This is a genomic window from Streptomyces sp. NPDC003393, assembly GCF_053589015.1.
On the sequence record NZ_JBSFRB010000039.1, the window covers coordinates 64,117 to 90,801 of the forward strand.

At 72.4% G+C, this 26,685-nt stretch carries 25 protein-coding genes; 21 read left to right on the top strand and 4 right to left on the bottom strand.

Annotated elements, in window-relative coordinates:
• The first annotated feature begins 94 nt into the window (after nucleotides 1-94).
• A complete protein-coding gene (locus ACWDUZ_RS29940) occupies nucleotides 95-1,735 on the top strand; it encodes an ABC-F family ATP-binding cassette domain-containing protein (RefSeq protein ID WP_451634925.1) in 1,641 nt (546 codons plus the stop codon).
• A 105-nt stretch (nucleotides 1,736-1,840) separates the two neighbouring features.
• Nucleotides 1,841-2,053 (top strand): hypothetical protein, encoded by a 213-nt coding sequence (locus ACWDUZ_RS29945; protein ID WP_451634926.1) that lies wholly within the window; start codon nucleotides 1,841-1,843, stop codon nucleotides 2,051-2,053.
• Between the two features lie 315 nt (nucleotides 2,054-2,368).
• Here ACWDUZ_RS29945 and ACWDUZ_RS29950 read toward each other — a convergent pair whose 3' ends face one another.
• Nucleotides 2,369-4,741: a Tex family protein gene (locus tag ACWDUZ_RS29950; RefSeq protein WP_451634927.1), complete on the bottom strand. Its 2,373-nt coding sequence runs from the start codon at nucleotides 4,739-4,741 to the stop codon at nucleotides 2,369-2,371.
• A 145-nt stretch (nucleotides 4,742-4,886) separates the two neighbouring features.
• Here ACWDUZ_RS29950 and ACWDUZ_RS29955 point away from each other — a divergent pair, with 145 nt between their 5' ends.
• Both ACWDUZ_RS29955 and ACWDUZ_RS29960 read left to right on the top strand, forming a co-directional pair.
• Entirely contained in the window at nucleotides 4,887-5,891 is a 1,005-nt protein-coding gene (locus tag ACWDUZ_RS29955) for a GlxA family transcriptional regulator (RefSeq protein WP_451634948.1), read from the top strand.
• Nucleotides 5,892-5,942: 51 nt separating this feature from the next.
• On the top strand, nucleotides 5,943-6,578 hold the full coding sequence (locus ACWDUZ_RS29960; protein ID WP_451634928.1) for a DJ-1/PfpI family protein: 636 nt from the start codon (nucleotides 5,943-5,945) through the stop codon (nucleotides 6,576-6,578).
• Here ACWDUZ_RS29960 and ACWDUZ_RS29965 read toward each other — a convergent pair.
• Entirely contained in the window at nucleotides 6,565-7,320 is a 756-nt protein-coding gene (locus ACWDUZ_RS29965) for an enoyl-CoA hydratase/isomerase family protein (RefSeq protein WP_451634929.1), read from the bottom strand. The two genes, ACWDUZ_RS29960 and ACWDUZ_RS29965, sit on opposite strands and share 14 nt — an antisense overlap.
• A gap of 279 nt (nucleotides 7,321-7,599) precedes the next feature.
• Here ACWDUZ_RS29965 and ACWDUZ_RS29970 point away from each other — a divergent pair, with 279 nt between their 5' ends.
• Complete coding sequence (locus tag ACWDUZ_RS29970; RefSeq protein WP_451634949.1) at nucleotides 7,600-8,103, top strand: ATP-binding protein; 504 nt, start codon at nucleotides 7,600-7,602, stop codon at nucleotides 8,101-8,103.
• A 63-nt stretch (nucleotides 8,104-8,166) separates the two neighbouring features.
• Here ACWDUZ_RS29970 and idi read toward each other — a convergent pair whose 3' ends face one another.
• Nucleotides 8,167-8,757 carry an isopentenyl-diphosphate Delta-isomerase gene (gene idi, locus ACWDUZ_RS29975; protein ID WP_451634930.1) on the bottom strand — a complete coding sequence of 197 codons (591 nt, stop codon included), beginning with the start codon at nucleotides 8,755-8,757 and terminating at the stop codon, nucleotides 8,167-8,169.
• A 204-nt stretch (nucleotides 8,758-8,961) separates the two neighbouring features.
• Nucleotides 8,962-9,894 (bottom strand): cation diffusion facilitator family transporter, encoded by a 933-nt coding sequence (locus tag ACWDUZ_RS29980; protein ID WP_451634931.1) that lies wholly within the window; start codon nucleotides 9,892-9,894, stop codon nucleotides 8,962-8,964.
• Between the two features lie 483 nt (nucleotides 9,895-10,377).
• Between ACWDUZ_RS29980 and ACWDUZ_RS29985 the strand changes: the two genes are divergently transcribed.
• The 16 genes from ACWDUZ_RS29985 to ACWDUZ_RS30060 all read left to right on the top strand — a co-directional run.
• Nucleotides 10,378-12,186 carry a DUF5941 domain-containing protein gene (locus ACWDUZ_RS29985; RefSeq protein ID WP_451634932.1) on the top strand — a complete coding sequence of 603 codons (1,809 nt, stop codon included), beginning with the start codon at nucleotides 10,378-10,380 and terminating at the stop codon, nucleotides 12,184-12,186.
• A complete protein-coding gene (locus ACWDUZ_RS29990; RefSeq protein WP_451634933.1) occupies nucleotides 12,183-12,935 on the top strand; it encodes a phosphocholine cytidylyltransferase family protein in 753 nt (250 codons plus the stop codon). The genes ACWDUZ_RS29985 and ACWDUZ_RS29990 overlap by 4 nt, the downstream gene beginning before the upstream one ends.
• Entirely contained in the window at nucleotides 12,923-13,984 is a 1,062-nt protein-coding gene (locus ACWDUZ_RS29995) for an iron-containing alcohol dehydrogenase family protein (RefSeq protein ID WP_451634934.1), read from the top strand. Before ACWDUZ_RS29990 ends, ACWDUZ_RS29995 begins: the two co-directional genes overlap by 13 nt.
• A complete protein-coding gene (locus ACWDUZ_RS30000) occupies nucleotides 13,962-14,741 on the top strand; it encodes a CDP-alcohol phosphatidyltransferase family protein (RefSeq protein WP_451634935.1) in 780 nt (259 codons plus the stop codon). Before ACWDUZ_RS29995 ends, ACWDUZ_RS30000 begins: the two co-directional genes overlap by 23 nt.
• A gap of 44 nt (nucleotides 14,742-14,785) precedes the next feature.
• The gene (locus ACWDUZ_RS30005) at nucleotides 14,786-15,631 is read left to right on the top strand and encodes a glycosyltransferase family 2 protein (protein WP_451634950.1); all 846 of its coding nucleotides are present in this window, start codon (nucleotides 14,786-14,788) and stop codon (nucleotides 15,629-15,631) included.
• A gap of 103 nt (nucleotides 15,632-15,734) precedes the next feature.
• On the top strand, nucleotides 15,735-16,664 hold the full coding sequence (locus ACWDUZ_RS30010; RefSeq protein WP_451634936.1) for an ABC transporter permease: 930 nt from the start codon (nucleotides 15,735-15,737) through the stop codon (nucleotides 16,662-16,664).
• Entirely contained in the window at nucleotides 16,657-17,469 is an 813-nt protein-coding gene (locus ACWDUZ_RS30015; RefSeq protein WP_451634937.1) for an ABC transporter ATP-binding protein, read from the top strand. The genes ACWDUZ_RS30010 and ACWDUZ_RS30015 overlap by 8 nt, the downstream gene beginning before the upstream one ends.
• 360 nt (nucleotides 17,470-17,829) lie before the next feature.
• Nucleotides 17,830-18,726, top strand: a complete 897-nt coding sequence (hpnC, locus tag ACWDUZ_RS30020; protein ID WP_451634938.1) for a squalene synthase HpnC — start codon at nucleotides 17,830-17,832, stop codon at nucleotides 18,724-18,726.
• A complete protein-coding gene (gene hpnD / locus ACWDUZ_RS30025; protein WP_451634939.1) occupies nucleotides 18,723-19,673 on the top strand; it encodes a presqualene diphosphate synthase HpnD in 951 nt (316 codons plus the stop codon). The genes hpnC and hpnD overlap by 4 nt, the downstream gene beginning before the upstream one ends.
• Entirely contained in the window at nucleotides 19,673-19,948 is a 276-nt protein-coding gene (locus tag ACWDUZ_RS30030; RefSeq protein ID WP_451634940.1) for a DUF6380 family protein, read from the top strand. Before hpnD ends, ACWDUZ_RS30030 begins: the two co-directional genes overlap by 1 nt.
• Nucleotides 19,945-21,456, top strand: a complete 1,512-nt coding sequence (hpnE, locus tag ACWDUZ_RS30035) for a hydroxysqualene dehydroxylase HpnE (protein WP_451634941.1) — start codon at nucleotides 19,945-19,947, stop codon at nucleotides 21,454-21,456. The genes ACWDUZ_RS30030 and hpnE overlap by 4 nt, the downstream gene beginning before the upstream one ends.
• Nucleotides 21,453-22,592 carry a polyprenyl synthetase family protein gene (locus ACWDUZ_RS30040; protein WP_451634942.1) on the top strand — a complete coding sequence of 380 codons (1,140 nt, stop codon included), beginning with the start codon at nucleotides 21,453-21,455 and terminating at the stop codon, nucleotides 22,590-22,592. The genes hpnE and ACWDUZ_RS30040 overlap by 4 nt, the downstream gene beginning before the upstream one ends.
• Nucleotides 22,593-22,708: 116 nt before the next feature.
• A complete protein-coding gene (gene shc, locus ACWDUZ_RS30045) occupies nucleotides 22,709-24,733 on the top strand; it encodes a squalene--hopene cyclase (RefSeq protein ID WP_451634943.1) in 2,025 nt (674 codons plus the stop codon).
• Nucleotides 24,733-25,377 (top strand): phosphorylase family protein, encoded by a 645-nt coding sequence (locus ACWDUZ_RS30050; protein WP_451634944.1) that lies wholly within the window; start codon nucleotides 24,733-24,735, stop codon nucleotides 25,375-25,377. Before shc ends, ACWDUZ_RS30050 begins: the two co-directional genes overlap by 1 nt.
• Nucleotides 25,378-25,382: 5 nt before the next feature.
• On the top strand, nucleotides 25,383-26,405 hold the full coding sequence (gene hpnH / locus ACWDUZ_RS30055) for an adenosyl-hopene transferase HpnH (protein WP_451634945.1): 1,023 nt from the start codon (nucleotides 25,383-25,385) through the stop codon (nucleotides 26,403-26,405).
• Nucleotides 26,406-26,409: 4 nt separating this feature from the next.
• On the top strand, nucleotides 26,410-26,685 hold a 276-nt coding region (locus ACWDUZ_RS30060; protein WP_451634946.1), incomplete at its 3' end, for a flavodoxin-dependent (E)-4-hydroxy-3-methylbut-2-enyl-diphosphate synthase.

Here is a 26,685-nt window from a genome sequence, read left to right on the forward strand (position 1 = left end):
GCCGGGACCGTAGCGGAACACGTCGTGCCGCACCTACGGCGGCCCCGCGCCGGCACCACGGCCGTCAGCCGCTCCCGTTAGGATCGGCGACCTGATGACTGCCACCCTCGTCGCCAAGAACCTCGCCGCCGGACACGGCGACCGCACGCTGTTCTCCGGGCTCGACCTCGTCGTCGCGCCCGGCGACGTGATCGGGCTGGTCGGTGCCAACGGCGCGGGCAAGTCCACACTGCTCAGGATGCTCGCCGGGCTGGACGCGCCCGAGCAGGGCGAGCTCACCCTCTCCCCGCCCGCGGCGACCGTCGGCCACCTGCCGCAGGAGCCGGACCGCCGCCCGGGGGAGACCGTGCGCCGCTTCCTGGCCCGGCGCACCGGAGTGGACGAGGCCCAGCGGGCGATGGACGAGGCCACCCAGGCCCTCGTCGACGCCGTCCCCGGCGCGGACGACCGGTACGCGAGCAGCCTGGAGCGCTGGCTCGGCCTCGGCGGCGCCGACCTCGACGAGCGCGCCGAGGAGGTCGCCGACTCCCTCGGCCTGGCCGTCGACCTCGACCAGCCCATGACGTCCCTGTCCGGTGGCCAGGCGGCCCGCGCCGGTCTCGCGTCCCTGCTGCTCTCCCGCTACGACGTCTTCCTGCTCGACGAGCCGACCAACGACCTCGACCTGGACGGCCTGGAGCGGCTGGAACGCTTCGTGACCGGGTTGCGCGCGGGCGCGGTCGTCGTCAGTCACGACCGCGAGTTCCTCACTCGCACCGTCACCAAGGTCCTCGAACTCGACCTCGCTCAGCGGCAGATCAACCTCTACGGCGGTGGCTACGCGGCCTACCTGGAGGAGCGGGAGGTGGCCCGCCGGCACGCCCGGGACGACTACGAGGAGTACGCGGACAAGAGGGGGGCCCTCCAGGACCGGGCGCAGATGCAGCGCGCCTGGATGGACAAGGGCGTGAAGAACGCCCGGCGCAAGGCGGGCAACGACAACGACAAGATCGGCCGCAAGTTCCGCAGCGAGGCCAGCGAGAAGCAGGCCGCCAAGGCGCGTCAGACGCAGCGCATGATCGAACGGCTGGAGGTCGTCGAGGAGCCTCGCAAGGAGTGGGAGCTGCGCATGGAGATCGCGGCGGCCCCGCGCTCCGGGGCGGTCGTCGCCACGCTGCGCGACGCCGAGGTGCGGCGCGGCGGTTTCGTCCTCGGCCCGGTGTCCCTGCAGATCGACTGGGCGGACCGGGTGGCGGTCACCGGCGCCAACGGCGCCGGGAAGTCGACGCTGCTGGCCGCCCTGCTGGGCCGGATCGCCCCGGACGCGGGGCACGCGGCCCTGGGCTCCGGCGTTCTGGTCGGCGAGGTCGACCAGGCCCGCCGCCTCTTCCACGGCCCCGAGACGCTGCTGGACGCCTTCCGCACGGGGGTTCCGGACGCCGAGCCGGTGGACGTGCGCACGCTGCTCGCCAAGTTCGGCCTGAAGTCCGACCATGTGCTGCGTCCCGCCGCGACTCTCTCGCCGGGCGAGCGCACCCGGGCCGCCCTCGCCCTCCTCCAAGGCCGGGGCGTCAACCTGCTGGTCCTGGACGAGCCCACCAACCACCTCGACCTGCCGGCCATCGAGCAACTGGAATCGGCCCTGGACTCCTACGAAGGCACCCTCCTGCTGGTCACCCACGACCGCCGCATGCTCCAGGCGGTACGGACCACCCGTCACCTGGAGGTCGCCGACGGCAAGGTGACCGAGCGTTAGCCGCTCGGCGGCACCGGGTGCCAAGAACGCGGCGGACGTGGGGCCTTACACTCGGCAACCGTTGCCTCGCGCAGCGAGAGTCCCGACCGAAAGGCCTGGTTGCCCATGTTCCAAGACGCCCCCATCTACCACCAACTCGTTGCCGAGCGCGGCGACGTGCCCGCACGAGTGCGTGACGCGGCCACGAGCATACGCCGCGAACTCGACCAGGTGATGCGTACGGGGCAGCCGTCGGGCGCCTTCCAGCCGGGCCCCGCGTCCGCCCACGCGGCCCCACGACCCCACTCGGCCCTACCACCCGGCCCGCACCCGCGATGACGCCGTGCGGCCACGTGCTCACGGCGTCACGTGCCCGCGCTCCGGCCGCGGGAAATCGGCCGCTGCGGGGACAGCCGCCGTCGGCACCTCTCCGCCGCAGGCGCATGCCCGCCGTAGACGTGTGCCCGCCGTCGGAGCGAGCCCGCCCACGGCCGGCGTCCCTCTCGGATGCGTGATCGTCGGCGCGTGACACGGTCGACCGGGTCCCGGCGGGAGGGCCCGCCGGGGCCCGCCCGCTCACCCGGTGGGCCCCGGCGGTGCCGGTCCGCGGGCCGGACCCCGGCGGTGCCGGGTCCGGGCCCTCGGCGGTGGCCGTCAGCGGCGGCCGTTCTTCGAGTCGAGCAGGCCCGCGCGGCGCAGCGCGTCGGCCATGGCGCTGTTGGCGGGCGGCGGCGCCTGGCGCGAACCGCCGCCCCCGCCGCCGCGTCCCTGGCGCTGCTGCGGCGGGCGCCCGCCGCGCTGTCGGCGCTCGCCGCCGCCCTGCCGCTCCTGCGGCGCCGCCTCGTCGTCCAGGCGCAGCGTCAGCGAGATCCGCTTGCGCGGGATGTCGACGTCCAGCACCTTCACCTTGACGATGTCGCCCGGCTTGACGACGTCCCGCGGGTCCTTGACGAACGTCTTCGACATCGCCGAGACGTGCACCAGACCGTCCTGGTGGACGCCGACGTCGACGAACGCCCCGAAGGCCGCCACGTTCGTGACCACGCCCTCCAGGATCATCCCGGAGGAGAGGTCGGAGATCTTCTCGACGCCCTCCTTGAAGGTCGCCGTCCTGAACGCCGGCCGTGGGTCACGGCCCGGCTTCTCCAGCTCGCGCAGGATGTCGGTGACCGTCGGCAGGCCGAACGTGTCGTCGACGAAGTCGGCCGGCCGCAGCGAGCGCAGCACCCCGGTGTTGCCGATCAGTGAGGCCACCTCCTGGCCGGCGGTCTTCACCATCCGCCGGACCACCGGATACGCCTCCGGGTGCACGCTGGAGGCGTCCAGCGGATCGTCCCCGCCGCGGATCCGCAGGAAGCCCGCGCACTGCTCGTAGGCCTTCGGGCCGAGCCGCGGCACCTTCTTCAGCTCGGCGCGGGAGCGGAACGGCCCGTTGGCGTCCCGGTGCGCCACGATGTTCTCGGCGAGCCCGGACGTGATGCCGGAGACCCGCGCGAGCAGCGGCACGGACGCCGTGTTGACGTCCACGCCCACACCGTTCACACAGTCCTCGACCACCGCGTCCAGCGAGCGGGACAGCTTCACCTCGGACAGGTCGTGCTGGTACTGGCCGACACCGATCGACTTCGGATCGATCTTGACCAGTTCGGCCAGCGGGTCCTGGAGGCGGCGCGCGATGGAGACCGCGCCGCGCAGCGACACGTCCATGTCCGGCAGCTCCCGCGAGGCGTACTGCGACGCCGAGTACACCGACGCGCCCGCCTCCGACACCATCACCTTGGTGAGCTTCAACTCGGGGTGCTTGGTGATCAGGTCACCGGCGAGCTTGTCCGTCTCCCGGGACGCCGTGCCGTTGCCGATCGCGACCAGATCGACCGCGTGCTCCTTCGCGAGCCGGGCCAGCCGGGCGATCGCCTCGTCCCACCGGTTGGCGGGGACGTGCGGGTGGATCACGTCCGTGGCGACGACCTTGCCGGTCGCGTCCACCACGGCGACCTTCACACCCGTACGGAAGCCGGGGTCCAGGCCCAGGGTCGCGCGGGTGCCGGCCGGGGCGGCGAGCAGCAGGTCGCGCAGGTTGGCCGCGAACACGTTCACCGCCTCGTCCTCGGCGGCCGTACGCAGCCTCAGCCGCAGGTCGATGCCGAGGTGGACCAGGATCCGGGTGCGCCAGGCCCAGCGGACCGTGTCCGTGAGCCACTTGTCGGCGGGCCGGCCCCGGTCGGCGATCCCGAACCGGTGCGCCACCATGCCCTCGTACGACGACGGGCCGTCGGTGGGCTCCTCCGGCTCCAGGACGAGGTCGAGGACCTCCTCCTTCTCGCCGCGCAGCATCGCGAGGATCCGGTGCGAGGGCAGCTCGGTGAACGGCTCGGCGAAGTCGAAGTAGTCGGCGAACTTCGCACCGGCCTCCTCCTTGCCGTCCCGCACCTTGGCGGCCAGCCGCCCGCGCACCCACATGCGCTCGCGCAGCTCGCCGATGAGGTCCGCGTCCTCCGAGAACCGCTCGGTGAGGATCGCCCGAGCCCCCTCGAGAGCGGCCTGCGGATCGGCCACCCCCTTGTCCGCGTCCACGAAGGCGGCCGCGGCGGCGAGCGGCTCCACGGTCGGGTCGCCCAGCAGGCCCTCCGCCAGCGGCTCCAGGCCCGCCTCGCGGGCGATCTGCGCCTTGGTCCGCCGCTTGGGCTTGTACGGCAGGTAGATGTCCTCCAGCCGTGCCTTGGTCTCGGCGCCGCGGATACGCGTCTCCAGCTCGTCGGTGAGCTTGCCCTGCTCGCGCACCGACTCCAGGATCGCCGTCCGACGCTCCTCCAGCTCCCGCAGATAGCGCAGCCGCTCCTCGATCGTGCGCAGCTGCGCGTCGTCGAGCGTCTCGGTCGCTTCCTTGCGGTAGCGGGCGATGAAGGGCACCGTCGAACCGCCGTCGAGCAGCTCCACGGCGGCCTTCACCTGCCGCTCCCGTACGCCGAGCTCCTCGGCGATCCTGCCTTCGATGGACCCTGCTGTGAGGGACCCGGGTGTCGTCACGTTCCCGTACCGCCTTCTCCGCTTCGACTTGCGCGGCAATTGTGACAGGCCCCACCGACAACCGGGCGGACCGCCCCGCACCCGGGTGCGCGTGGCAGGAAAGGTGGGAAACCCGTCGTTGCTGCCATCGGCGGGTCCCCGAAGAATCGGGGCCACGACGCAGCGAACCCTCCTCGTCGTCCTCTTCGACGGCGTGCAGAGCCTGGACGTCACCGGACCCGTGGAGGTCTTCACCGGTGCCGAGCGGCACAGCCCGGGGACGTACCGCGTCCGGACGGCCTCCCTCGACGGCGGCCCCGTCCGCACCTCCAGCGGTCTGACCCTGGTACCCGACGGGCCCCTGACCGGGGCGTCCGATCCGCACACCCTGCTCGTGACCGGCGGCGACGGCACCCGCGGGCCCGATCCGCGGCTGGTGGAGTGGCTGCGCGTGGCCGGCCCCCGTGCGCGGCGGCTCGTCTCGGTGTGCACCGGGGCGATCCTCCTCGCCCGCGCCGGCCTGCTGGACGGCCGCCGGGCCACCACGCACCGGGCGTACTGCGACAGCCTCGCCCGGCGGCACCCCGCCGTCGAGGTCGACCCCGACCCGATCTTCGTGCGCGACGGCCATGTGGCCACCTCGGCCGGCGTCACCGCGGGCATCGACCTGGCGCTCGCGCTCGTCGAGGAGGACCTGGGCCGGGACGCCGCGCTCGCCGTCGCCCGCCATATGGCGGTGTTCCTACGCAGGCTGCCCGGCAACCAGGCCCAGTTCAGCGCCCAGCTCGCCGCGCAGACGGCCCGGCGCCGGCCGCTCAGGGACGTCCAGCTGGGGGCACCTCCCACGCCCTTGAGGCAGTGGGGGAGGATCACCGAGCATCCGGCCGGCGACCTGAGCGTCGAGTCCCTGGCCGCCCGCGCCGCCCTCTCGCCGCGCCATTTCGCCCGCGCCTTCCGGACGGAGACGGGCATGACACCGGGCCGGTACGTCGACCGCGTCCGCCTCGAGCACGCCCGGCGCCTGCTGGAGGACACCGCCGACGGCATCGAGCAGATCTCCCGCGCCAGCGGGTACGGCACACCCGAGGCGATGCGGCGCGCATTCCTGCGCGCGCTCGGCGCCTCACCCGCGGAGTACCGGCGCCGTTTCCGCCCCGAGCCCGTCACCTGACCCACCCGCCGGACGCACCCGGCACGGCACCACCGACCGAAGGGAAGAACCGTGCAGATCGCCATCGTCCTCTACGACCGCTTCACCGCCCTCGACGCCGTCGGCCCCTACGAGACCCTGGGCCGCCTCCCCGGCGCGGACACCGTCTTCGTCGCCGAGCGGACCGGACCGGTCCGTACCGACACCGGGCGGCTCGCGCTCACCGCCGACCGCACCCTGGCCGACGTGCCGTCCCCCGACATCGTGGTCGTGCCCGGCGGTCCCGGGCAGAGCCCGCAGATGGAGAACCAGGCCCTGCTGGACTGGCTGCGCGCCGCGGACACCGCCAGCACCTGGACGACGTCCGTCTGCACGGGTTCCCTGCTGCTGGCCGCCGCGGGGCTTCTGAACGGCCGCCGCGCCACCTCGCACTGGCTGGCCCTGGACCAGCTCCCGCGCTTCGGGGCCGAGCCGACGGACGAGCGAGTGGTCATGGACGGCAAGTACGTCACCGCGGCCGGCGTGTCCTCCGGCATCGACATGGGCCTGACCCTGCTGGGCACCCTGGCGGGCGACGACTGCGCGATGTCCGTCCAGCTGCTGACCGAGTACGACCCGCAGCCGCCCTACGACGCGGGCTCCCCGCGGAAGGCGCCGGCGCACCTGGTCGAGGAGTGGCGCGCCCGGAGCCGCTTCATCCTGTCGTAGGCACGTTCCAGGTGAAGCGCGGCCGCCGGCGCTCCAGGAACGCGGCGACCCCCTCGGCGGTGTCACTGCTGCCGGCCGCCTGCTCCGCCCAGTGCGCGTCCCGGTCCGTCCGGCCGTTCGCGAACTCCTTGGCCGCGGCCTGGGTCAGCTGGGAACGGGACACCAGGATTCCGGTCAGCTCGGCGACGCGCTCGTCCAGTCCGCCCTCGGGCAGCACCTCGTCGACGAGCCCAGTGCGCAGCGCCCGCTCCGTGCCGATCAGCTCGCCGGAGAACAGCAGGTACTTCGCGGTGGCCGGCCCGACCAGCGACACCAGCCGCCGGGTGGAGGACGCCGGATAGACGATGCCGAGCTTGGCGGGGGTCACCCCGAACAGTGCCCCCTCCTCGGCCAGCCGCAGGTCACAGGCGGCCGCGAGCTGGGCGCCGCCGCCGACGCAGTGACCGCGCACGGCGGCGAGCGTCGGCTTGGGGAACGCGGCGAGCGCCTCCTCGGCCGCCACCGACAGTCCCTGTGCCTCCTGCGGCGAACCCCGGAGCGTGGAGATGTCGGCACCCGCGCAGAAGGTCGCGCCCTCTCCGGTCAGCACCAGCGCCCGCACTGCCGGGTCGCGGGCCAGGCCGTCCAGCAGCGGCGGCAGTGCCCGCCACATCGCCGCCGTCATGGCGTTGCGCTTGGCGGGATGGCGGACGACGACGGTGGCGACCGAGCCGGCGATCCGGTGGGACAACTGGGGCTCCATGATCCGGATGCTATCCGCCCGGCCCAAGCGCTTGCTCACCAAGGGGGTGCCGGGCCTCGTCCGGGCGGCGGCGGCACGTGCGGACGGCACGTACAACCCGAAGAGTTCCCGAAGGCGGCGCGGATCGGGCGGAAACGGTCGCCGCGATGACCCGGGCAAGCGCAAACGGTCGGAAAGCGCTGGAAACCAGCTGACTTCCGTTCAGTCCTTGGGGCGAGGCGCTGCGTTACGAACACTCGACGTGTGGTGACAATCGAGCGCGAGGGCGGCGACTGGGCGATGGACAACCACGGGCGCGGCGACGGGCCGCGCCCAGGGGGCGGCGCGGAGGCCTACCTGGACGCCCGGCCGCCGGATCCGCCGCCGTACGAGGGGGTCTGGCGGTTCACCGCGCCCGCCGTCGACGCCTCGGTCCCGCAGGCCCGGCACGCCGTGCGGGACCTGCTGTGCCGTCAAGGGGTACCGGCCTCGGACGACCTGGTCCACGGGCTGCTGCTGATCGTGTCCGAACTGGTCACGAACGCCGTGCGGCACGCGGCCGTGCTGTCCCCGATGCTCGCGGTGGAGGTCGCCGTCGGGGCCGAGTGGCTGCGGGTGTCCGTGGAGGACAACCACCCCTACCGGCCGACCGCGCTGGAGACCGACCACGGGCGCACCGGCGGGCGCGGACTGCTGCTGGTCCGGGAGATCGCCCGGGAGGCGGGCGGGGTCTGCGACGTGGAGCACACGGCGAGCGGCGGCAAGGTGATCTGGGCCGCCCTGCCGCTCAAACCCGTCCTGTGAGCGCGCCGCCCGGTCCGGTGTGACCGCGCCACCCGGTCCGCCGGGCCGTCCGGCCCCGTCCGCTCACCAGCCCGCCGGGCCCGTCAGCTCCCTGATCGCGGGACGCGCGGCGTCCAGTACCGTCATGAACCAGGACGAGAACGTCTCCGTGGCGTGCCGCTCCATGAGCTCCGCGGGCGTCACGAACGCCGTCCCGCCGACCTCCTCCGGGTCCGGCCGCAGCGCGGCCTGCACCAGACCGACGAAGAGGTGGTTGTACTCCTGCTCCACCAGACCCGACACCGGGTCCGGGTGGTTGTAGCGGACGGTGCCCGCCTCGGCCAGCAGCGAGGGGGAGACCCCGAGCTCCTCGTACGTCCGCCGGGCCGCCGCCGCGAACGGCGCCTCGCCCGGGTAAGGATGGCCGCAGCACGTGTTGGACCAGACACCCGGGGAGTGGTACTTGCCGAGCGCCCGCTGCTGGAGCAGCAGCCGGCCGTGCTCGTCGAAGAGGAACACCGAGAAGGCGCGGTGCAGCCGCCCCGGCGGCTGGTGGGCGGTCAGCTTCTCCGCGGTGCCGATCGTCACGCCGTCCTCGTCGACGAGTTCCAGCAAGATCGCGTCCGCGGTCCCGTTCGACGAGCTGTGCGTCGCGGTGGCAGGTGTGATCGGCATACCCATCCTTCGCATCGGTCCTCGAGCCCCAAGTCTGCCGCACGAATCCGGCACTCCCGGCACTTCCCGGCACACCCGCATGTCCCACGCCGCAGCCGTGGGCGGCGGCCGTCGCCGGTCGGACGCCGGACCCGGTAGGTGATCGTGCCCGGCCGGGCCCGCCCGGAATCGTCCGGGCGCCCCCGGTCCCGCCGGAGCACGCGCTCAGCGGCACAGGCGCGCCTCGTGCTCCGCGTGCCCGCCCGGCTCCAGCTGGAAGGTGCAGTGCTCCACGTCGAAGTGGTGGCCGAGGCAGCCCTGCAACTCGTGCAGCAGCTTCTCGTGGCCGATGGCGCTGAGCGTCTCGGAGCTGACGACCACGTGTGCGGACAGCACCGGAAGGCCCGAGGTGATCGTCCAGGCGTGCAGGTCGTGCACGTCCTCGACGCCGTCCAGGGCCAGGATGTGCGCCCGTACCTCGGACATGTCGACGTTCTTCGGGGCCGCCTCCAGCAGCACGTCGAGGGTCTCGCGCAGCAGCTTGACGGTGCGCGGCACGATCAGCAGGCCGATGGCGAGGGAGGCGACCGGGTCGGCGGCCTGCCAGCCGGTGAGGAGGATCACCGCCGCCGAGATCATGACCGCCAGCGAGCCCAGCGCGTCCGCGGCGACCTCCAGGAACGCCCCGCGCACGTTCAAGCTCTCCTTCTGGCCACGCATCAGCAGCGTCAGGGAGACCGAGTTCGCCACCAGGCCGATCAGACCGAACACGATCATCAGCCCGCCGTGGGTGGCGGCCGGGGAGAGGAACCGCTGGACGGCCTCGTACAGGACGTAGCCGCCGACGCCGAGCAGCAGCAGACAGTTGGCGAGCGCGGCGAGGATCTCGGCCCGCGCGTAGCCGAAGGTACGGTTCCGGCTCGGTGGCCGGTTCGCGAAGTGGATCGCCAGCAGCGCCATGCCGAGCCCGAGGGCGTCCGTCGCCATGTGCGCGGCGTCGGCGATCAGCGCGAGAGAGTCCGCGAGCACACCACCGACGATCTCCACCACCATCACGGTGAGCGTGATCGCCAGTGCGACGCGCAGTGTGCCGCGGTGTGCGGCCGCGGCCGTACCGCCGGCGCCGTGCGCGTGCCCGTGGTCGTGACCGGCCCCCATGAGACTGACCGCCCTCCTGTGTTGCGCCCGGATCACAGTGAACTACGGGTGGCGGGTACCGGGCAATGCGGCACTGAACACCGTTGTCATGTGCTGTGACCTGCGTAAACGAAGCGCAGGTCAGGACGGGCGACGGTGCGGCCGCCACCCTGGCCCCGCCGAAAAGCCCTGCCCCGGCCTCCCTTCCGATCCGGCCGACGGGGACCGGTGGAGGACATATACGACGGGGACCGGTGGAGGACATATACAAGGGAATGCCCGATCTGGTGCGGAGTTTGTGGCCCGACCGTCCGATCGACGATGATGATCGCGGCCGAAACCCGCGGCATGCCCGGTCCATCGGCCCGTGAACGGCCGGTGAACGTGGAATTCCGAGCATCCGATAACCTCTGCCGACATGCCGCCGGGGTGCCACGGGCGAACGGCGCCTTCCATCGTGTCCATGACCGGCGTCGACGCGTCGGTACCAAGGAGTGAGTTCGGTTGTCGACCGCCATCCTCACCGGCCGACCGGTGCCCGGATCGTCGATCGAGGGCGATCTGCTGTCCCTCGGCTTCGACGTGCGGATCGCCGCCGACGCCTCCGCCGCCGAGACCCTGCTCGCGCAGGTGCCCGGCGATCAGCGGGTTGCCCTCGTCGACGCCGGGTTCGTCGGCCATCTGCACGCGCTGCGTCTCGGCCTGACCGACCCGCGCTACCCGCTCGCCGCCGTCCCCGGTGCCGTGACCGCGCAGCCGGCCGGCCGGCAGGCGCTGACCCGGGCGATGGCCCGGGAGAACACCGCCGGCGGTGGAGCCGTGGTCGCGGTCGGCAGCCTCGCCGACCGCATCACCGCGGCCCTGGACGCCGACGGCGCCGACGTGCACCGCCCCGAGCTCGGCAGCCTCGTCGCCGTCGTCCCCGCCGACCCGCAGGCCAGCAACGAGGCACGGCAGGCCGTCTCCGCCGTGGACGACGAGGCGGTCCGCCTGAAGTCGGCCGTGAAGGCCCGCGACGGCTTCTTCACCACCTTCTTCATCAGCCCGTACTCGCGCTACATCGCCCGCTGGTGCGCACGCCGCGGGCTGACCCCCAACCAGGTCACCACCGCGTCCCTGATCACCGCGCTCATAGCGGCCGGCTGTGCCGCCACCGGCACCCGCGGTGGCTTCGTCGCCGCCGGAGTGCTCCTGATCGCCTCGTTCGTCCTGGACTGCACCGACGGACAGCTCGCCCGCTACTCGCTGCAGTACTCCACCCTCGGCGCCTGGCTGGACGCCACCTTCGACCGGGCCAAGGAGTACGCCTACTACGCCGGACTCGCCCTCGGCGCCGCCCGCGGCGGCGACGACGTGTGGGCCCTCGCGCTCGGCGCCATGGTCCTGCAGACCTGCCGGCACGTGGTCGACTTCTCCTTCACCGAGGCCAACCACGACGCCACCGCCAACACCAGCCCCACCGCCGCCCTCTCCGACCGGCTCGACGGCGTCGGCTGGACGGTCTGGCTGCGCCGCATGATCGTCCTGCCCATCGGCGAGCGCTGGGCGATGATCGCGATCCTCACCGCGGCCACCACCCCCCGCATCACCTTCTACGCACTGCTCATCGGCTGCGCCTTCGCGGCGACGTACACGACCGCGGGCCGCGTGCTGCGCTCGGTGACCCGCAGGGCCACCCGCACCGACCGCGCCGCGCGGGCGCTCGCCGACCTCGCGGACGGCGGGCCGCTCGCCGCGGGCCTCAGCCGCCTGTTCGGCAGGCCCGCCCGCCGGCTGCCCGCCTTCCTCCCGCCGGCCCTCGCCCTCCTCGGCGGCCTGGCCGTGACCGGCACCGCCGCCCTGACCGGGTTCGGCAGCCCTTGGGCGGTGCTCGGCGCCGCCGTGTACGTCCTCACCTCGGCCCTGAGCGTCGCGCGCCCCCTCAAGGGCGCGCTGGACTGGCTGGTCCCGCCGTTCTTCCGCGCCGCCGAGTACGGCACCGTACTGGTGCTGGCGGCCGAAGCCGACGTGAACGGAGCGCTGCCGGCGGCTTTCGGGCTGGTTGCGGCCGTCGCCTACCATCACTACGACACGGTGTACCGCATCCGCGGCGACGCCGGAGCGCCACCGGCCCCGCTGGTGCGCGCCATAGGGGGGCAGGAGGGGCGGACGCTGCTCGTCACCGTGCTTGCCGCACTGCTCACCGCTGCTCAGTTCAAGGTCGCGCTCACGGCTCTCGCCGTGCTCGTGGCCGTGGTGGTGCTCACCGAGAGCATCCGCTTCTGGGTGTCCGCAGGGGCGCCCGCTGTACACGACGAAGGAGAACCCGCATGATCGGCCTCGTGCTCGCGGCCGGCGCCGGACGGCGCCTGCGCCCCTACACCGACACCCTGCCCAAGGCGCTGGTGCCGGTGGGGCCCGAGGGCGCCGAGGACAGCCTGACGGTGCTGGACCTCACGCTGGGCAACTTCGCCGAGGTGGGTCTGACCGAGGTCGGCGTCATCGTCGGCTACCGCAAGGAGGCCGTGTACGAGCGCAGGGCGGCCCTGGAGCAGAAGTACGGGCTGAAGATCACCCTGATCGACAACGACAAGGCCGAGGAGTGGAACAACGCCTACTCCCTGTGGTGCGGCCGTGACGCCCTGAAGGACGGCGTGATCCTCGCCAACGGCGACACCGTCCACCCGGTCTCCGTCGAGAAGACCCTGCTGGCCGCCCGCGGCGACGGCAAGAAGATCATCCTGGCCCTGGACACGGTCAAGCAGCTCGCCGACGAGGAGATGAAGGTCGTCGCCGACCCGGCCAAGGGCGTCCGGAAGATCACCAAGCTGATGGACCCGGCCGAGGCGACCGGCGAGTACATCGGCGTCACCCTGATCGAGGGCGAGGCGGCCGAGGAGCTGGCCGACGCGCTGAAGGCGACCTTCGAGCGCGACCCGCAGCTGTACTACGAGGACGGCTACCAGGAGCTCGTGGACCGTGGTTTCACGGTCGACGTGGCCCCCATCGGCGACGTGAAGTGGGTCGAGATCGACAACCACGACGACCTCGCCAAGGGCCGGGAGATCGCGTGCCAGTACTGACCCGGCTCATCCCGACGCCGGTCGCCGTCGACATCCGGGCCGGCGCCCTGAACGACCTGGCGAGCGTGCTCGCCGACGAGCGTGTCTCGCACTCGGGGCGCCTGGCCGTCGCGGTCAGCAACGGCTCCGGGGCCCGGCTGCGCGAGCGGATCGCGCCGTCGCTGCCCGGTGCCACCTGGTACGAGGTCGGCGGCGGCACCCTCGACGACGCCATCCGGCTGGCCGGCCAGATGAAGTCGGGACGCTACGACGCCGTGGTGGGCCTCGGCGGCGGAAAGATCATCGACTGCGCCAAGTTCGCCGCCGCGCGCGTCGGCCTGCCGCTGGTCGCCGTGCCCACGAACCTCGCTCACGACGGTCTGTGCTCCCCGGTCGCCACCCTCGACAACGACGCGGGCCGCGGCTCCTACGGCGTGCCGAACCCGATCGCGGTGGTCATCGACCTGGACGTCATCCGCGAGGCCCCGGTGCGCTTCGTGCGCTCCGGCATCGGCGACGCCGTGTCGAACATCTCCGCGGTCGCGGACTGGGAGCTGGCCAACCGGGTCAACGGCGAGAAGGTGGACGGCCTGGCCGCCGCCATGGCCCGGCAGGCGGGCGAGGCCGTGCTGCGCCACCCGGGCGGCATCGGGGACAACGGCTTCCTCCAGGTGCTCGCCGAGGCGCTGGTGCTCAGCGGCATCGCCATGTCGGTGTCGGGCGACTCACGGCCGTCCTCCGGGGCCTGCCACGAGATCAACCACGCCTTCGACCTGCTGTTCCCGCAGCGCGCCGCGAGCCACGGCGAGCAGTGCGGGCTGGGCGCGGCCTTCGCCATGTACCTGCGCGGCGCCCACGAGGAGTCGGCCTTCATGGCCGACGTGCTGCGCCGCCACGGGCTGCCCGTGCTGCCGGAGGAGATCGGCTTCACCCTGGACGAGTTCGTCCGCGTGGTGGAGTTCGCCCCGGAGACCCGGCCCGGCCGCTACACGATCCTGGAACACCTCGACCTGAAGACCGACCAGATCAAGGACCTCTACGCCGACTATGTCAAGGCCATCGGTAGCTGAACTCAGACCGGTCGTCCACCCCGCGGGGGTCAAGGACCGGCGCAGCGGCGAACACTGGGCGGGACGCCTCTACATGCGCGAGGTGTCCCTGCGTATCGACCGCTACCTGGTGGGCACCAGGGTCACGCCCAACCAGCTCACCTACCTGATGACCGTGTGCGGCGTCCTCGCCGCCCCGGCCCTGCTGGTGCCGGGGATCTGGGGCGCCGTGCTCGGCGTGGTCGCGGTCCAGCTGTACCTGCTGCTGGACTGCGTGGACGGCGAGGTCGCGCGCTGGAAGCAGCAGTTCTCGCTCGGCGGCGTCTACCTGGACCGGGTCGGGGCCTATCTCACCGACGCGGCGGTCCTCGTCGGGCTGGGGCTGCGCGCCGCCGACCTGTGGGGCGGCGGGCGGATCGACTGGCTGTGGGCCTTCCTGGGGACCCTGGCCGCGCTCGGCGCCATCCTGATCAAGGCCGAGACCGACCTCGTCGGCGTCGCCCGGCACCAGGGCGGGCTGCCGCCGGTGAAGGAGGCCGCGGCCGAGCCGCGTTCGTCCGGGGTGGCGCTGGCCCGCCGGGCCGCGGCGGCGCTGAAGTTCCACCGGCTGATCCTCGGGATCGAGGCCTCGCTGCTGATCCTGGTCCTCGCGATCGTCGACCAGGCCCGGGGGGATCTGTTCTTCACCCGGCTCGGCACCGCGGTGCTGGCCGGCATCGCCCTGGTGCAGACGCTGCTGCACCTGGTGTCCATCCTCGCGTCCAGCAGGCTGAGGTGAGCGCCGTGACCAGGTCGTCGAAGGTCGGGGCCGTGGTCATCACCATGGGCAACCGCCCCGATGAGCTCAGGGCCCTGCTCGACTCGGTCGCCAAGCAGGACGGCGACCCGGTCCAGGTCGTGGTCGTCGGCAACGGCGCGCCCGTGCCGGACGTCCCCGAGGGCGTGCGGACCGTCGAGCTGCCCGAGAACCTGGGCATCCCCGGTGGCCGCAACGTCGGCATCGAGGCCTTCGGCCCGGACGGCCGCGAGGTCGACATCCTGCTGTTCCTCGACGACGACGGCCTGCTCGCCCGCCCCGACACGGCCGAGCTGTGCCGTCAGGCCTTCGCGGCCGACCCGGAGCTGGGCATCATCAGCTTCCGCATCGCCGACCCGGAGACCGGGCGGACCCAGCGCCGCCACGTGCCGCGGCTGCGCGCCTCGGACCCGATGCGCTCCTCCCGGGTCACCACCTTCCTCGGCGGCGCCAACGCCGTCCGTACGAAGGTCTTCGCGGACGTCGGCGGCCTTCCGGACGAGTTCTTCTACGCGCACGAGGAGACCGACCTGGCGTGGCGCGCCCTCGACGCCGGCTGGATGATCGACTACCGGTCCGACATGGTGCTGTACCACCCGACGACCGCGCCCTCCCGGCACGCGGTCTACCACCGCATGGTCGCCCGCAACCGCGTCTGGCTCGCCCGTCGCAACCTCCCGGCCCCGCTGGTGCCCGTCTACCTGGGGGTCTGGCTGCTGCTCACCCTCGCCCGCCGCCCCTCGCGCCCGGCCCTGAAGGCCTGGTTCGGGGGCTTCAAAGAGGGGTGGACCGCGCCGTGCGGGCAGCGCCGGCCCATGAAGTGGCGTACGGTGTGGCGCCTCACCCGACTGGGCCGGCCGCCGGTCATCTGACAAGCTCGTTCCCTGGGAGCACCGGCCGGCCGCCGCCGGCCGTGCTCGCGTCACGTCCGTGACCCGCACGGGCCGCGCATCTCGAAGACGAAAGTATCCATTTGTGAGTGAGACAACGCATGACGGCGGCGTCGCCCTCGGCGCGGCTCCGTCGCCCGACGAGGGGCTCCCGGCGGACCGGCTCGCCGCCAAGTACGGGCTGTCCGTCAGCGGCGCCCGGCCCCCGCTCATGGAGTACGTACGCCAGCTGTGGGGCCGTCGCCACTTCATCCTGGCCTTCTCCCAGGCGAAGCTGACCGCCCAGTACAGCCAGGCCAAGCTCGGCCAGGTCTGGCAGGTGGCCACCCCGCTGCTGAACGCGGCCGTCTACTACTTCATCTTCGGCCTCATCCTCAAGGCCAGCCGGGGCATGAGCCACGGCGCGTACATCCCGTTCCTGGTGACCGGCGTCTTCGTGTTCACCTTCACCCAGAGCTCGGTCATGGCGGGCGTGCGGGCCATCTCCGGCAACCTGGGCCTGGTGCGCGCGCTGCACTTCCCAAGGGCCTCGCTGCCGATCTCGTTCGCGCTCCAGCAGCTCCAGCAACTGCTGTTCTCGATGATCGTGGTCGTCGTCGTGACGGTCGGGTTCGGCAGCTACCCGGGGATGTCCTGGCTGCTCGTCGTGCCGGCGCTGGCGCTCCAGTTCCTGTTCAACTCCGGCCTGGCCCTGATCCTGGCGCGGATGGGGGCCAAGACCCCCGACCTCGCCCAGCTCATGCCGTTCGTCATGCGTACCTGGATGTACGCCTCGGGCGTGATGTTCTCCATCAACGGCATGCTGGCCGGGAAGCCCGACTGGGTGATCCGCGTGATGCAGGTGAACCCGGCCGCGGTCTACATGGACCTCGTGCGCTACGCGCTGATCGACGGCTACGGCGCCTCGAACCTCCCGCCGCACGTGTGGGCCCTCGCCCTGGGCTGGGCCGTGGTCGTCTTCGGCGGCGGGTTCGTGTACTTCTGGAAGGCGGAGGAGAGGTACGGCCGTGGCTGAGCAGAACCTGGGCGGCAGGGCCGCGCGCAGGGACGGGGCACGGGTGCCCACCGTCATCGCGGACGAGCTGCACATCGTCTACCGCGTCAACGGCGCCAAGTCCGGCAAGGGCAGCGCCACCGCCGCCCTCAGCCGGATCGTCAAGCGGGGCTCGGCCGACTCGGCCCGGGGCGTGCGCAAGGTGCACGCCGTCAAGGGCGTGTCCTTCGTCGCCTACCGCGGCGAGGCCATCGGTCTGATCGGCTCCAACGGCTCCGGCAAGTCGACCCTGCTGCGCGCCATCGCCGGCCTGCTGCCCGCCGAGAGGGGCAGGGTCTACACCGACGGCCAGCCCTCGCTGCTCGGCGTCAACGCGGCGCTGATGAACGACCTCACCGGTGAGCGCAACGTCATCCTGGGCGGGCTGGCCATGGGCATGTCCCGCGAGGAGATCCGGTCCCGCTACCAGGAGATCGTCGACTTCTCCGGCATCAACGACAAGGGCGACTTCATCACCCTGCCGATGCGCACGTACTCCTCCGGCATGGCGGCCCGGCTGCGCTTCTCCATCGCCGCCGCGAAGGACCACGACGTCCTCATGATCGACGAGGCGCTGGCCACCGGTGACCGCGCCTTCCAGCGGCGGTCCGAGGAGCGCATCCGGGAGCTGCGCAAGGAGGCCGGCACCGTCTTCCTGGTCAGCCACAACAACAAGTCGATCCGCGACACCTGTGACCGGGTGTTGTGGCTGGAACGCGGGGAACTTCGCATGGACGGGCCCACCGAAGAGGTGCTGAAGGAGTACGAGAAGTTCACGGGCAAGTAGTCGGCGCTTCACGGGCCCCACCGGAACTGTTCCGGTGGGGCCCGGCGTCTGCAAAGGAAAGGTCAACTCCCGCGGACCCAAGGAATCTTGACATCGATCGGTGTGTTGTTGTGATCTGCAGGACACCCCCCGTGAGGCCCGCTGCGTTGTACAACGTAAGCTGTACCGGTCCCGGAAAGCGGCAAGTGGGGAGATAATGCGCGACACCCTCCGCCAGGGCCGCCGCCCGGGCGGCCGGGCGGCGTGTCCGAAATAGTGTGTGTTGGGTCGGCAGTGTAGAACGGGAGATGTGACGGCAATGGCTACGGAAACTCCCCAGCTCAACGCAGCATGTGCCGTCCACGCCCCGGGCAGCGGACGATGACGCGAACAACAGCGGCGCTCCACCCGGAGCGCGCCACCCTCGACAAGGCCGCGGGCGAGAACTTCCCCGTGGCACCGTTCTTCCTGCCCCGTGCCTGGCGCCTCGACCTCATGGCCGTCTACGGCTTCGCCCGACTGGTCGACGACATCGGTGACGGCGATCTGACCCCCGGCGGCGCCGACGCCCGTCTGCTCGGCGTGTCGCCCGAGGAGGCCTCGGACCGGCTGGTCCTGCTCGACGCCTTCGAAACCGATCTGCGCAGGGTCTTCGACAGCACGCCGCGCCATCCTCTGCTGCGCCGGCTCCAGCCCACCGTCCGCCGGTGCGCGCTGACCCCCGAGCCGTTCCTCGGCCTGATCGCCGCCAACCGTCAGGACCAGCTCGTCTCCCGCTACGAGACCTACGACGACCTCCTCGCCTACTGCGAACTGTCCGCCAACCCCGTCGGCCGTCTCGTCCTCGCCGTCACCGGTGCCTCCACCCCCGAGCGGATCCGCCGGTCCGACGCGATCTGCACCGCCCTGCAGATCGTCGAGCACCTCCAGGACGTCAGGGAGGACCTCGGCCGCGACCGCGTCTACCTGCCCGCCGCGGACATGAAACGCTTTCACGTCCAGGAGGCGGATCTCGCCACGCCCACCGCGGGCGCGTCGGTGCGCGCCCTGGTCGCGTACGAAGCGGAACGCGCCCGCGAACTCCTGAATGAAGGCGCCCCTCTGGTGGGTAGCGTCCACGGCAGGCTGAAGCTGCTGCTCGCGGGGTTCGTGGCGGGGGGAAGGGCGGCGATCGGTGCGATCGCCGCCGCCGAATACGACGTACTTCCCGGCCCGCCCAAGCCCGGCAAGGTCCAGTTGCTGCGCGAGGTGGGCGTGACTCTGCGAGGAGAGGGGTGATCCGGGCCGTGGAGTCGGAACAGCACGCGTCCGCACCGGTACTCGCCGCCTACAGCTACTGCGAGACCGTGACCGGGCAGCAGGCCCGCAACTTCGCCTACGGCATCAGGTTGCTGCCCACGCCCAAGCGCCGCGCGATGTCGGCCTTGTACGCGTTCTCCCGGCGCGTCGACGACATCGGCGACGGCGCGCTGGCGGACGAGGTCAAGGTCGTCCGGCTGCAGGACACGCGGGCGCTGCTCGACCGCATCCGCGACGGCGCCGTCGAGGAGGACGACACCGACCCCGTGGCGGTCGCCCTCGCCCACGCCTCCCGCGCCTTCCCGATTCCGCTCGGCGGCCTGGACGAGCTCATCGACGGCGTCCTGAAGGACGTACGCGGGGAGACCTACGAGACCTGGGACGACCTGAAGGTCTACTGCCGTTGTGTGGCCGGCGCCATCGGACGGCTCTCGCTCGGCGTCTTCGGCACCGAACCCGGCGCGCGCGGCGCCGAACGCGCCCCCGAGTACGCCGACACGCTCGGCCTGGCGCTGCAACTGACCAACATCCTCAGAGACATCCGCGAGGACGCCGCGGGCGGCCGCACCTACCTGCCCGCCGACGACCTGGCCAAGTTCGGCTGCTCGGCCGGATTCCACGGCCCGACCCCGCCGGAGGGCTCCGACTTCGCCGGCCTGGTCCACTACGAAGTACGGCGCGCCCGCGCCCTGTTCGCGGAGGGGTACCAGCTGCTGCCCATGCTGGACCGGCGCAGCGGGGCGTGCGTGGCCGCCATGGCCGGCATCTACCGCCGCCTGCTCGACCGCATCGAGCGCGAGCCGGAGGCCGTGCTGCGCGGCCGGGTCTCCCTGCCCGGACGCGAGAAGGCGTACGTCGCGGTGCGCGGCCTGTCCGGACTGGACACCCGGCACGTGACCCGGCAGACCCTCAGGAGGCGCGCCTGATGGCCGAGCGCATCCGGACCGGCCGCACGGCCTGTCACGAAGGTCCCCGCACCGACCTTCGCCCGGGAGGTGCCCCCAGCCCCGCGACGCCCGGCACGGCGCCTGGCCGCACCGCCGGCATCGCGCTCCGGGCGGACGGCATCACGTCCGCACCACGGCCTCCGGCCGGCGCCGCGCGGGCAACCCCGCGGACCCGGACCGCGTCACTGACGGCGACGGCCGGCCGCGGCGCACCCGCGCACCGCGGCGGACGCACAGGGGAGGGCGCCCGATGAGCGACGGCACACGACCGGACGGCACCCTCGCCACGGCGTCGGCACCCTCCGGACGCCATGCGGTGGTGATCGGCGGCGGCCTGGCGGGCCTGACCGCCGCGCTCGCACTCGCCGACGCCGGTGTTCGCGTGACCCTGCTGGAGGGCCGGCCACGCCTGGGCGGCCTCGCCTTCTCCTTCCGGCGCGGCGACCTCACCGTCGACAACGGCCAGCACGTGTACCTGCGCTGCTGCACCGCCTACCGCTGGTTCCTCGACCGCATCGGCGGCACCGCGCTCGCCCCGCTCCAGGACCGCCTCGACGTGCCCGTCCTCGACCTGGACCGGCCCGAGGGACGCCGGCTCGGCAGACTGCGGCGCGACGCGCTGCCCGTACCCCTGCACCTGGGGCGCAGCCTGGCCACCTACCCGCACCTGTCGCTGGGCGAGCGCGCCCGCGTCGGGCGTGCCGCGCTCGCCCTGAAGGCCCTCGACCCGGCGGACCCGGCCCTGGACGCCCAGGACTTCGGCAGCTGGCTGGCCGCGCACGGCCAGTCGGCCCGTGCCGTGGAGGCACTGTGGGACCTCGTAGGGGTCGCCACCCTCAACGCGGTCGCCTCCGACGCCTCACTGGGGCTGGCCGCGATGGTGTTCAAGACCGGTCTGCTGTCCGACCCGGGAGCGGCCGACATCGGCTGGGCCCGCGTCCCGCTGGGTGAACTGCACGACCGTCTGGCCCGCAAGGCGCTCGACTCCGCGGGCGTTCGTACCGAGGTCCGTTCACGCGTCACCTCCGTCTCCACAAACGAGAACGGCGGCTGGAGCGTTCAGGTTCCCGGCGAGCGGATCGACGCCGACGCGGTCGTCCTCGCCGTGCCGCAGCGCGAGGCGTACGACCTGCTGCCGACAGGCGCCCTGGACGCCCCCGAGCGGCTGCTGGAGATCGGCACCGCACCGATCCTCAACATCCATGTCGTCTACGACCGCACGGTGCTCACCCGGCCCTTCGTCGCCGCCCTCGGCACCCCCGTGCAGTGGGTCTTCGACCGCACCGAGGCCTCCGGGCTGAAGCACGGTCAGTACCTGGCCCTGTCCCAGTCGGTGGCCCAGGACGAGATCGACGCGCCCGTCGCCGTGCTGCGCGAACGCTATCTGCCCGAGCTGAAGCGGATGCTGCCCGCCGCGCGTGGGGCCGAGGTGTTCGACTTCTTCGTGACCCGGGAGCGCACGGCGACGTTCGCCCCGTCCCCCGGCGTCGGGCGGCTGCGGCCCGGCGCCCGCACCAAGGCCCCCGGCCTGTACCTGGCCGGAGCGTGGACCGCCACCGGGTGGCCCGCGACCATGGAGAGTGCGGTCCGCAGCGGTGTCGGCGCGGCGGACGCCGCGCTGAGCGCTCTGGGCCGGCCCCGGCCGAACCGTCTCTTCGCGTTCGAGGAGACGGCCTCCCGGCCCTCGCCGAAGGACATCCCCCGGCCTCCCGGCCGACGCCCGGACGTGACCGGAGCGTCCGTACGAGGGGGGATCCGATGAAGGTCGACCGGCGACCCGCGGCAGGCCCCCGCACCTCCGGCACCGCGACAAGAGGAGAGACTGTGCCCACTGAGTCCCCGGCCCCGACGGCCGCTCGGGCGACCGCGGTGGACGTGACCGCGCTGTTGGAGCGCGGCCGGACCCTGGCCACGCCGGTCCTGCGGGCCGCCGTCGACCGGCTGGCCCCTCCCATGGACACCGTTGCCGCCTACCACTTCGGCTGGATCGACGCCGCCGGCAACCCGGCGCACGGGGACGGCGGCAAGGCCGTGCGCCCCGCCCTGGCCGTGCTCTCCGCCGAGGTCACCGGCGCCGCCCCCGAGGTCGGCGTGCCCGGCGCGGTCGCCGTCGAACTCGTCCACAACTTCTCGCTGCTGCACGACGACCTGATGGACGGCGACGAACAGCGCCGGCACCGCGACACCGTCTGGAAGGTGCACGGACCCGCCCAGGCCATCCTCGTCGGCGACGCACTGTTCGCGCTGGCGGGCGAGGTCCTGCTGGAACTCGGCACCGTGGCGGCCGGTCGCGCCACCCGTCGGCTGACCAGCGCCACCCGCGCGCTGATCGACGGTCAGGCCCAGGACATCTCCTACGAGCACCGCGACCGGGTCAGCGTCGCCGAGTGCCTGGAGATGGAGGGCAACAAGACCGGCGCGCTGCTCGCCTGCGCCTGCTCCATCGGCGCGGTGCTCGGCGGCGCCGACGACGCCACCGCGGACGCGCTGGAGAAGTACGGCTACCACCTCGGCCTGGCCTTCCAGGCCGTGGACGACCTCCTCGGCATCTGGGGCGACCCGGACGCGACCGGCAAGCAGACCTGGAGCGACCTGCGCCAGCGCAAGAAGTCCCTGCCGGTGGTGGCCGCCCTCGCGGCGGGCGGAGAAGCCTCCGAGCGGCTCGGCGAGATCCTCGCCGCCGACGCCAAGAGCAGCGACTTCGCGAACTTCTCCGAGGAGGAGTTCGCGGCCCGCGCCGCCCTCATCGAGGAGGCCGGCGGCCGCGGGTGGACGGCCGAGGAGGCACGCCGTCAGCACACCATCGCCATCGAAGCCCTCGACGCCGTCGACATGCCCGACCGGGTACGGGCCGCGTTCACGGCGCTCGCGGACTTCGTCGTCGTACGAAAGAGATGATCACTATCGGTCGAAGCACCCTCGCGTAGTCGCCGGCCGGTCCCGGGAGGCATCGGGCACCGGCCGACGGCGGACCCACAGCAGCACGACTTGCACGACTGCACGAAGGGGAAGCCATGACAGCGACGACCGACGGAAGCACCGGGGCGCAACTGCCGACCCGCGCTGCCGCGGCCAGCGACACCGCACCCACCACCCCCGAGGCGGCCGGGGTACACCAAGCCGCCGCCCAGGCCGTCCGGCGCGCCACCGACTTCCTGCTCTCCCGGCAGGACGCCGAGGGCTGGTGGAAGGGCGACCTCGAGACCAATGTCACGATGGACGCCGAGGACCTGCTGCTGCGCCAGTTCCTGGGCATTCGGGACGAGGAGACCACCCGCGCCGCCGCCCTCTTCATCCGCGGCGAGCAGCGCGAGGACGGCACCTGGGCCACCTTCTACGGCGGCCCCGGCGAGCTGTCCACGACCATCGAGGCCTACGTCGCCCTCCGCCTGGCCGGCGACGCCCCCGACGCGCTCCACATGGCGAAGGCCTCCGCGTGGATCCGCGACCAGGGCGGCATCGCCGCCTCCCGTGTCTTCACCCGGATCTGGCTCGCCCTGTTCGGCTGGTGGAAGTGGGAGGACCTGCCCGAACTCCCGCCGGAGCTCATCTACTTCCCCACCTGGGTACCGCTCAACATCTACGACTTCGGCTGCTGGGCCCGGCAGACGATCGTGCCTCTCACCATCGTCTCCGCCAAGCGGCCGGTGCGCCCCGCGCCGTTCCCGCTCGACGAGTTGCACACCGACCCCGAGGCGCCCAACCCGCCTCAGCCGCTCGCCCCGGTCGCCAGCTGGGACGGCGCCTTCCAGCGCATCGACAAGGCCCTGCACGCCTACCGCAAGGTCGCCCCCAAGCGGCTGCGCCGGGCCGCCATGAACAGCGCCGCGCGCTGGATCATCGAACGGCAGGAGAACGACGGCTGCTGGGGCGGCATCCAGCCTCCGGCCGTGTACTCCGTCATCGCGCTGCACCTGCTGGGCTACGACCTGGAGCACCCGGTCATGCGCGCGGGCCTTCGGTCGCTGGACCGTTTCGCCGTGTGGCGCGAGGACGGCGCCCGGATGATCGAGGCCTGCCAGTCGCCGGTGTGGGACACCTGCCTGGCCGCCATCGCGCTCGCCGACGCGGGCGTGCCCGCCGACCACCCGCAGTTGGTGAAGGCCGCCGACTGGATGCTCGGCGAGCAGATCGTGCGCCCCGGCGACTGGTCGGTGCGCCGGCCGGGGCTGCCGCCGGGCGGCTGGGCGTTCGAGTTCCACAACGACAACTACCCCGACATCGACGACACCGCCGAGGTCGTCCTCGCGCTGCGCCGGGTCCAACACCACGACCCGGAACGGCTGGAGAAGGCGATCGGACGCGGCGTCCGCTGGAACCTGGGGATGCAGTCGAAGAACGGCGCGTGGGGCGCCTTCGACGTCGACAACACCAGCCCGTTCCCCAACCGCCTGCCCTTCTGCGACTTCGGTGAGGTCATCGACCCGCCGTCGGCCGACGTCACCGCGCACGTGGTGGAGATGCTCGCGGTCGAGGGCCTGTCCCACGACCCGCGCACCCGGCGCGGCATCGAGTGGCTGCTGGCCGAACAGGAGCCGGACGGCTCGTGGTTCGGCCGCTGGGGCGTCAACTACGTCTACGGCACCGGGTCCGTCGTCCCCGCCCTGACCGCCGCCGGCCTGCCCGGCTCCCACCCGGCGATCCGTCGCGCGGTGGCCTGGCTGGAGAGCGTGCAGAACGACGACGGCGGCTGGGGCGAGGACCTTCGCTCCTACAAGTACGTCAAGGAGTGGAGCGGCAAGGGCGCCTCCACCGCGTCGCAGACCGCCTGGGCGCTGATGGCTCTGCTCGCGGCGGGGGAGCGGGAGTCCAAGGCCGTCGAACGCGGCGTCGAGTGGCTCGCCGCCACCCAGCGGGAGGACGGCTCCTGGGACGAACCGTACTTCACCGGCACCGGCTTCCCCTGGGACTTCTCCATCAACTACCACCTCTACCGGCAGGTCTTCCCGCTCACCGCGCTCGGCCGGTACGTCCACGGCGAACCCTTCGCCGACCGGCTCCGGGGAGAGAAGCCCCCCGCCGAGGCCAAGGGGAGCTGATGACCACACAGCCCGCCCCGGCCCCGCTGCTGATCGCCTGCGCGCTCGGCATCGAGCACCTCGCCCTGCGCATGAGCGACCGCGGCGGGGCCGGCGGGCCGGTGACCGTACTGCGCACCGGCATGGGACCCAGGGCGGCGGAACGGTCCGTCACCCGGGTCCTCGCCGAGCCGGTGCTGAGCCGGGCCGCCGTGCTGGCCACGGGTTTCTGCGCCGGCCTCGCCCCGGGCATGCACCCCGGCGACCTGGTCGTCGCCGAGGAGACCCGGGACCGGCGCGGGACCGTGCCCTGCGTCGGCACCGAACTGCTCGTCAAGGAACTCACCCGCACTCTGCCCGGCCGCACCGTCCACACCGGGCCGCTCACCGGCTCCGACCACGTCGTCCGCGGTCACGACGAGCGGTCCGAACTGCGCGCCACCGGCGCGATCGCGGTCGACATGGAGTCCGCGGCCACGCTTCTGAGCGCCGTGCGCACGGGCGAGCGCCCGGTTGCGGCCGTCCGTGTGGTCGTGGACGCTCCGGAACATGAGCTCGTACGTATCGGCACGGTGCGCGGTGGTATATCGGCTTTCCGCGTTCTTCGTTCCGTCCTACCGACTTTCTTTGAATGGCACCGTAATGTGCTGCTCCCCAGGAGGTGAGCCAGATGGCCATGCCGCTGCGCCAGTCCATCAAGGTCGCTACATACCTTGCCGAACAAAAGCTCCGCAAGCGGGACAAGTTCCCGCTGATCGTGGAGCTTGAACCGCTGTTCGCCTGCAATCTGAAGTGCGAAGGCTGCGGCAAGATCCAGCACCCGGCCGGGGTGCTCAAGCAGCGCATGCCGGTCGCCCAGGCCGTGGGGGCGGTACTGGAGTCCGGTGCGCCGATGGTGTCCATCGCGGGCGGCGAGCCCCTGATGCACCCCCAGATCGACGAGATCGTGCGCCAGTTGGTGGCCAAGCGGAAGTACGTCTTCCTGTGCACCAACGCCATGCTGCTGCGCAAGAAGATGGACAAGTTCACGCCCTCGCCCTACTTCGCCTTCGCCGTGCACATCGACGGACTGCGCGAGCGGCACGACGAGTCCGTGGCCAAGGAGGGCGTGTTCGACGAGGCGGTCGCCGCCATCAAGGAGGCGAAGCGGCGCGGCTTCCGGGTGACCACCAACTCCACGTTCTTCAACACCGACACCCCGCAGACCGTCGTCGAGGTGCTCAACTACCTCAACGACGACCTCAAGGTCGACGAGATGATGATCTCGCCCGCCTACGCCTACGAGAAGGCGCCCGACCAGGAGCACTTCCTGGGCGTGACGCAGACCCGGGAGCTGTTCAAGAAGGCCTTCGCGGGCGGCAACCGCCGCCGCTGGCGGCTCAACCACTCCCCGCTGTTCCTCGACTTCCTCGAGGGCAAGGTCGACTTCCCCTGCACCGCGTGGGCCATCCCGAACTACTCGCTGTTCGGGTGGCAGCGCCCCTGCTACCTGATGAGCGACGGCTACGTCCCGACGTACCGGGAACTCATCGAGGAGACCGACTGGGACAAGTACGGCCGCGGCAAGGACCCGCGCTGCGACAACTGCATGGCCCACTGCGGCTACGAGCCCACCGCCGTCCTGGCCACCATGGGGTCGCTGAAGGAGTCCCTGCGAGCCATGCGTGAGACCGTCTCCGGAAACCGGGGCTGACGCCATGACAGCCATCTCCTTGGGTGTCCCCGAGGTACCGGCCCGGCCGATCGCCGAGCGGCGCGTGTCGCGGCGGATCCACGTCGGGCCGGTGGCGGTCGGCGGGGACGCTCCGGTGTCGGTGCAGTCGATGACGACGACGCGTACGTCGGATGTCGGTGCCACGTTGCAGCAGATCGCCGAGTTGACGGCGTCGGGTTGTCAGATCGTGCGGGTGGCGTGTCCCACGCAGGACGACGCGGACGCGTTGGCGACCATCGCGCGCAAGTCGCAGATTCCG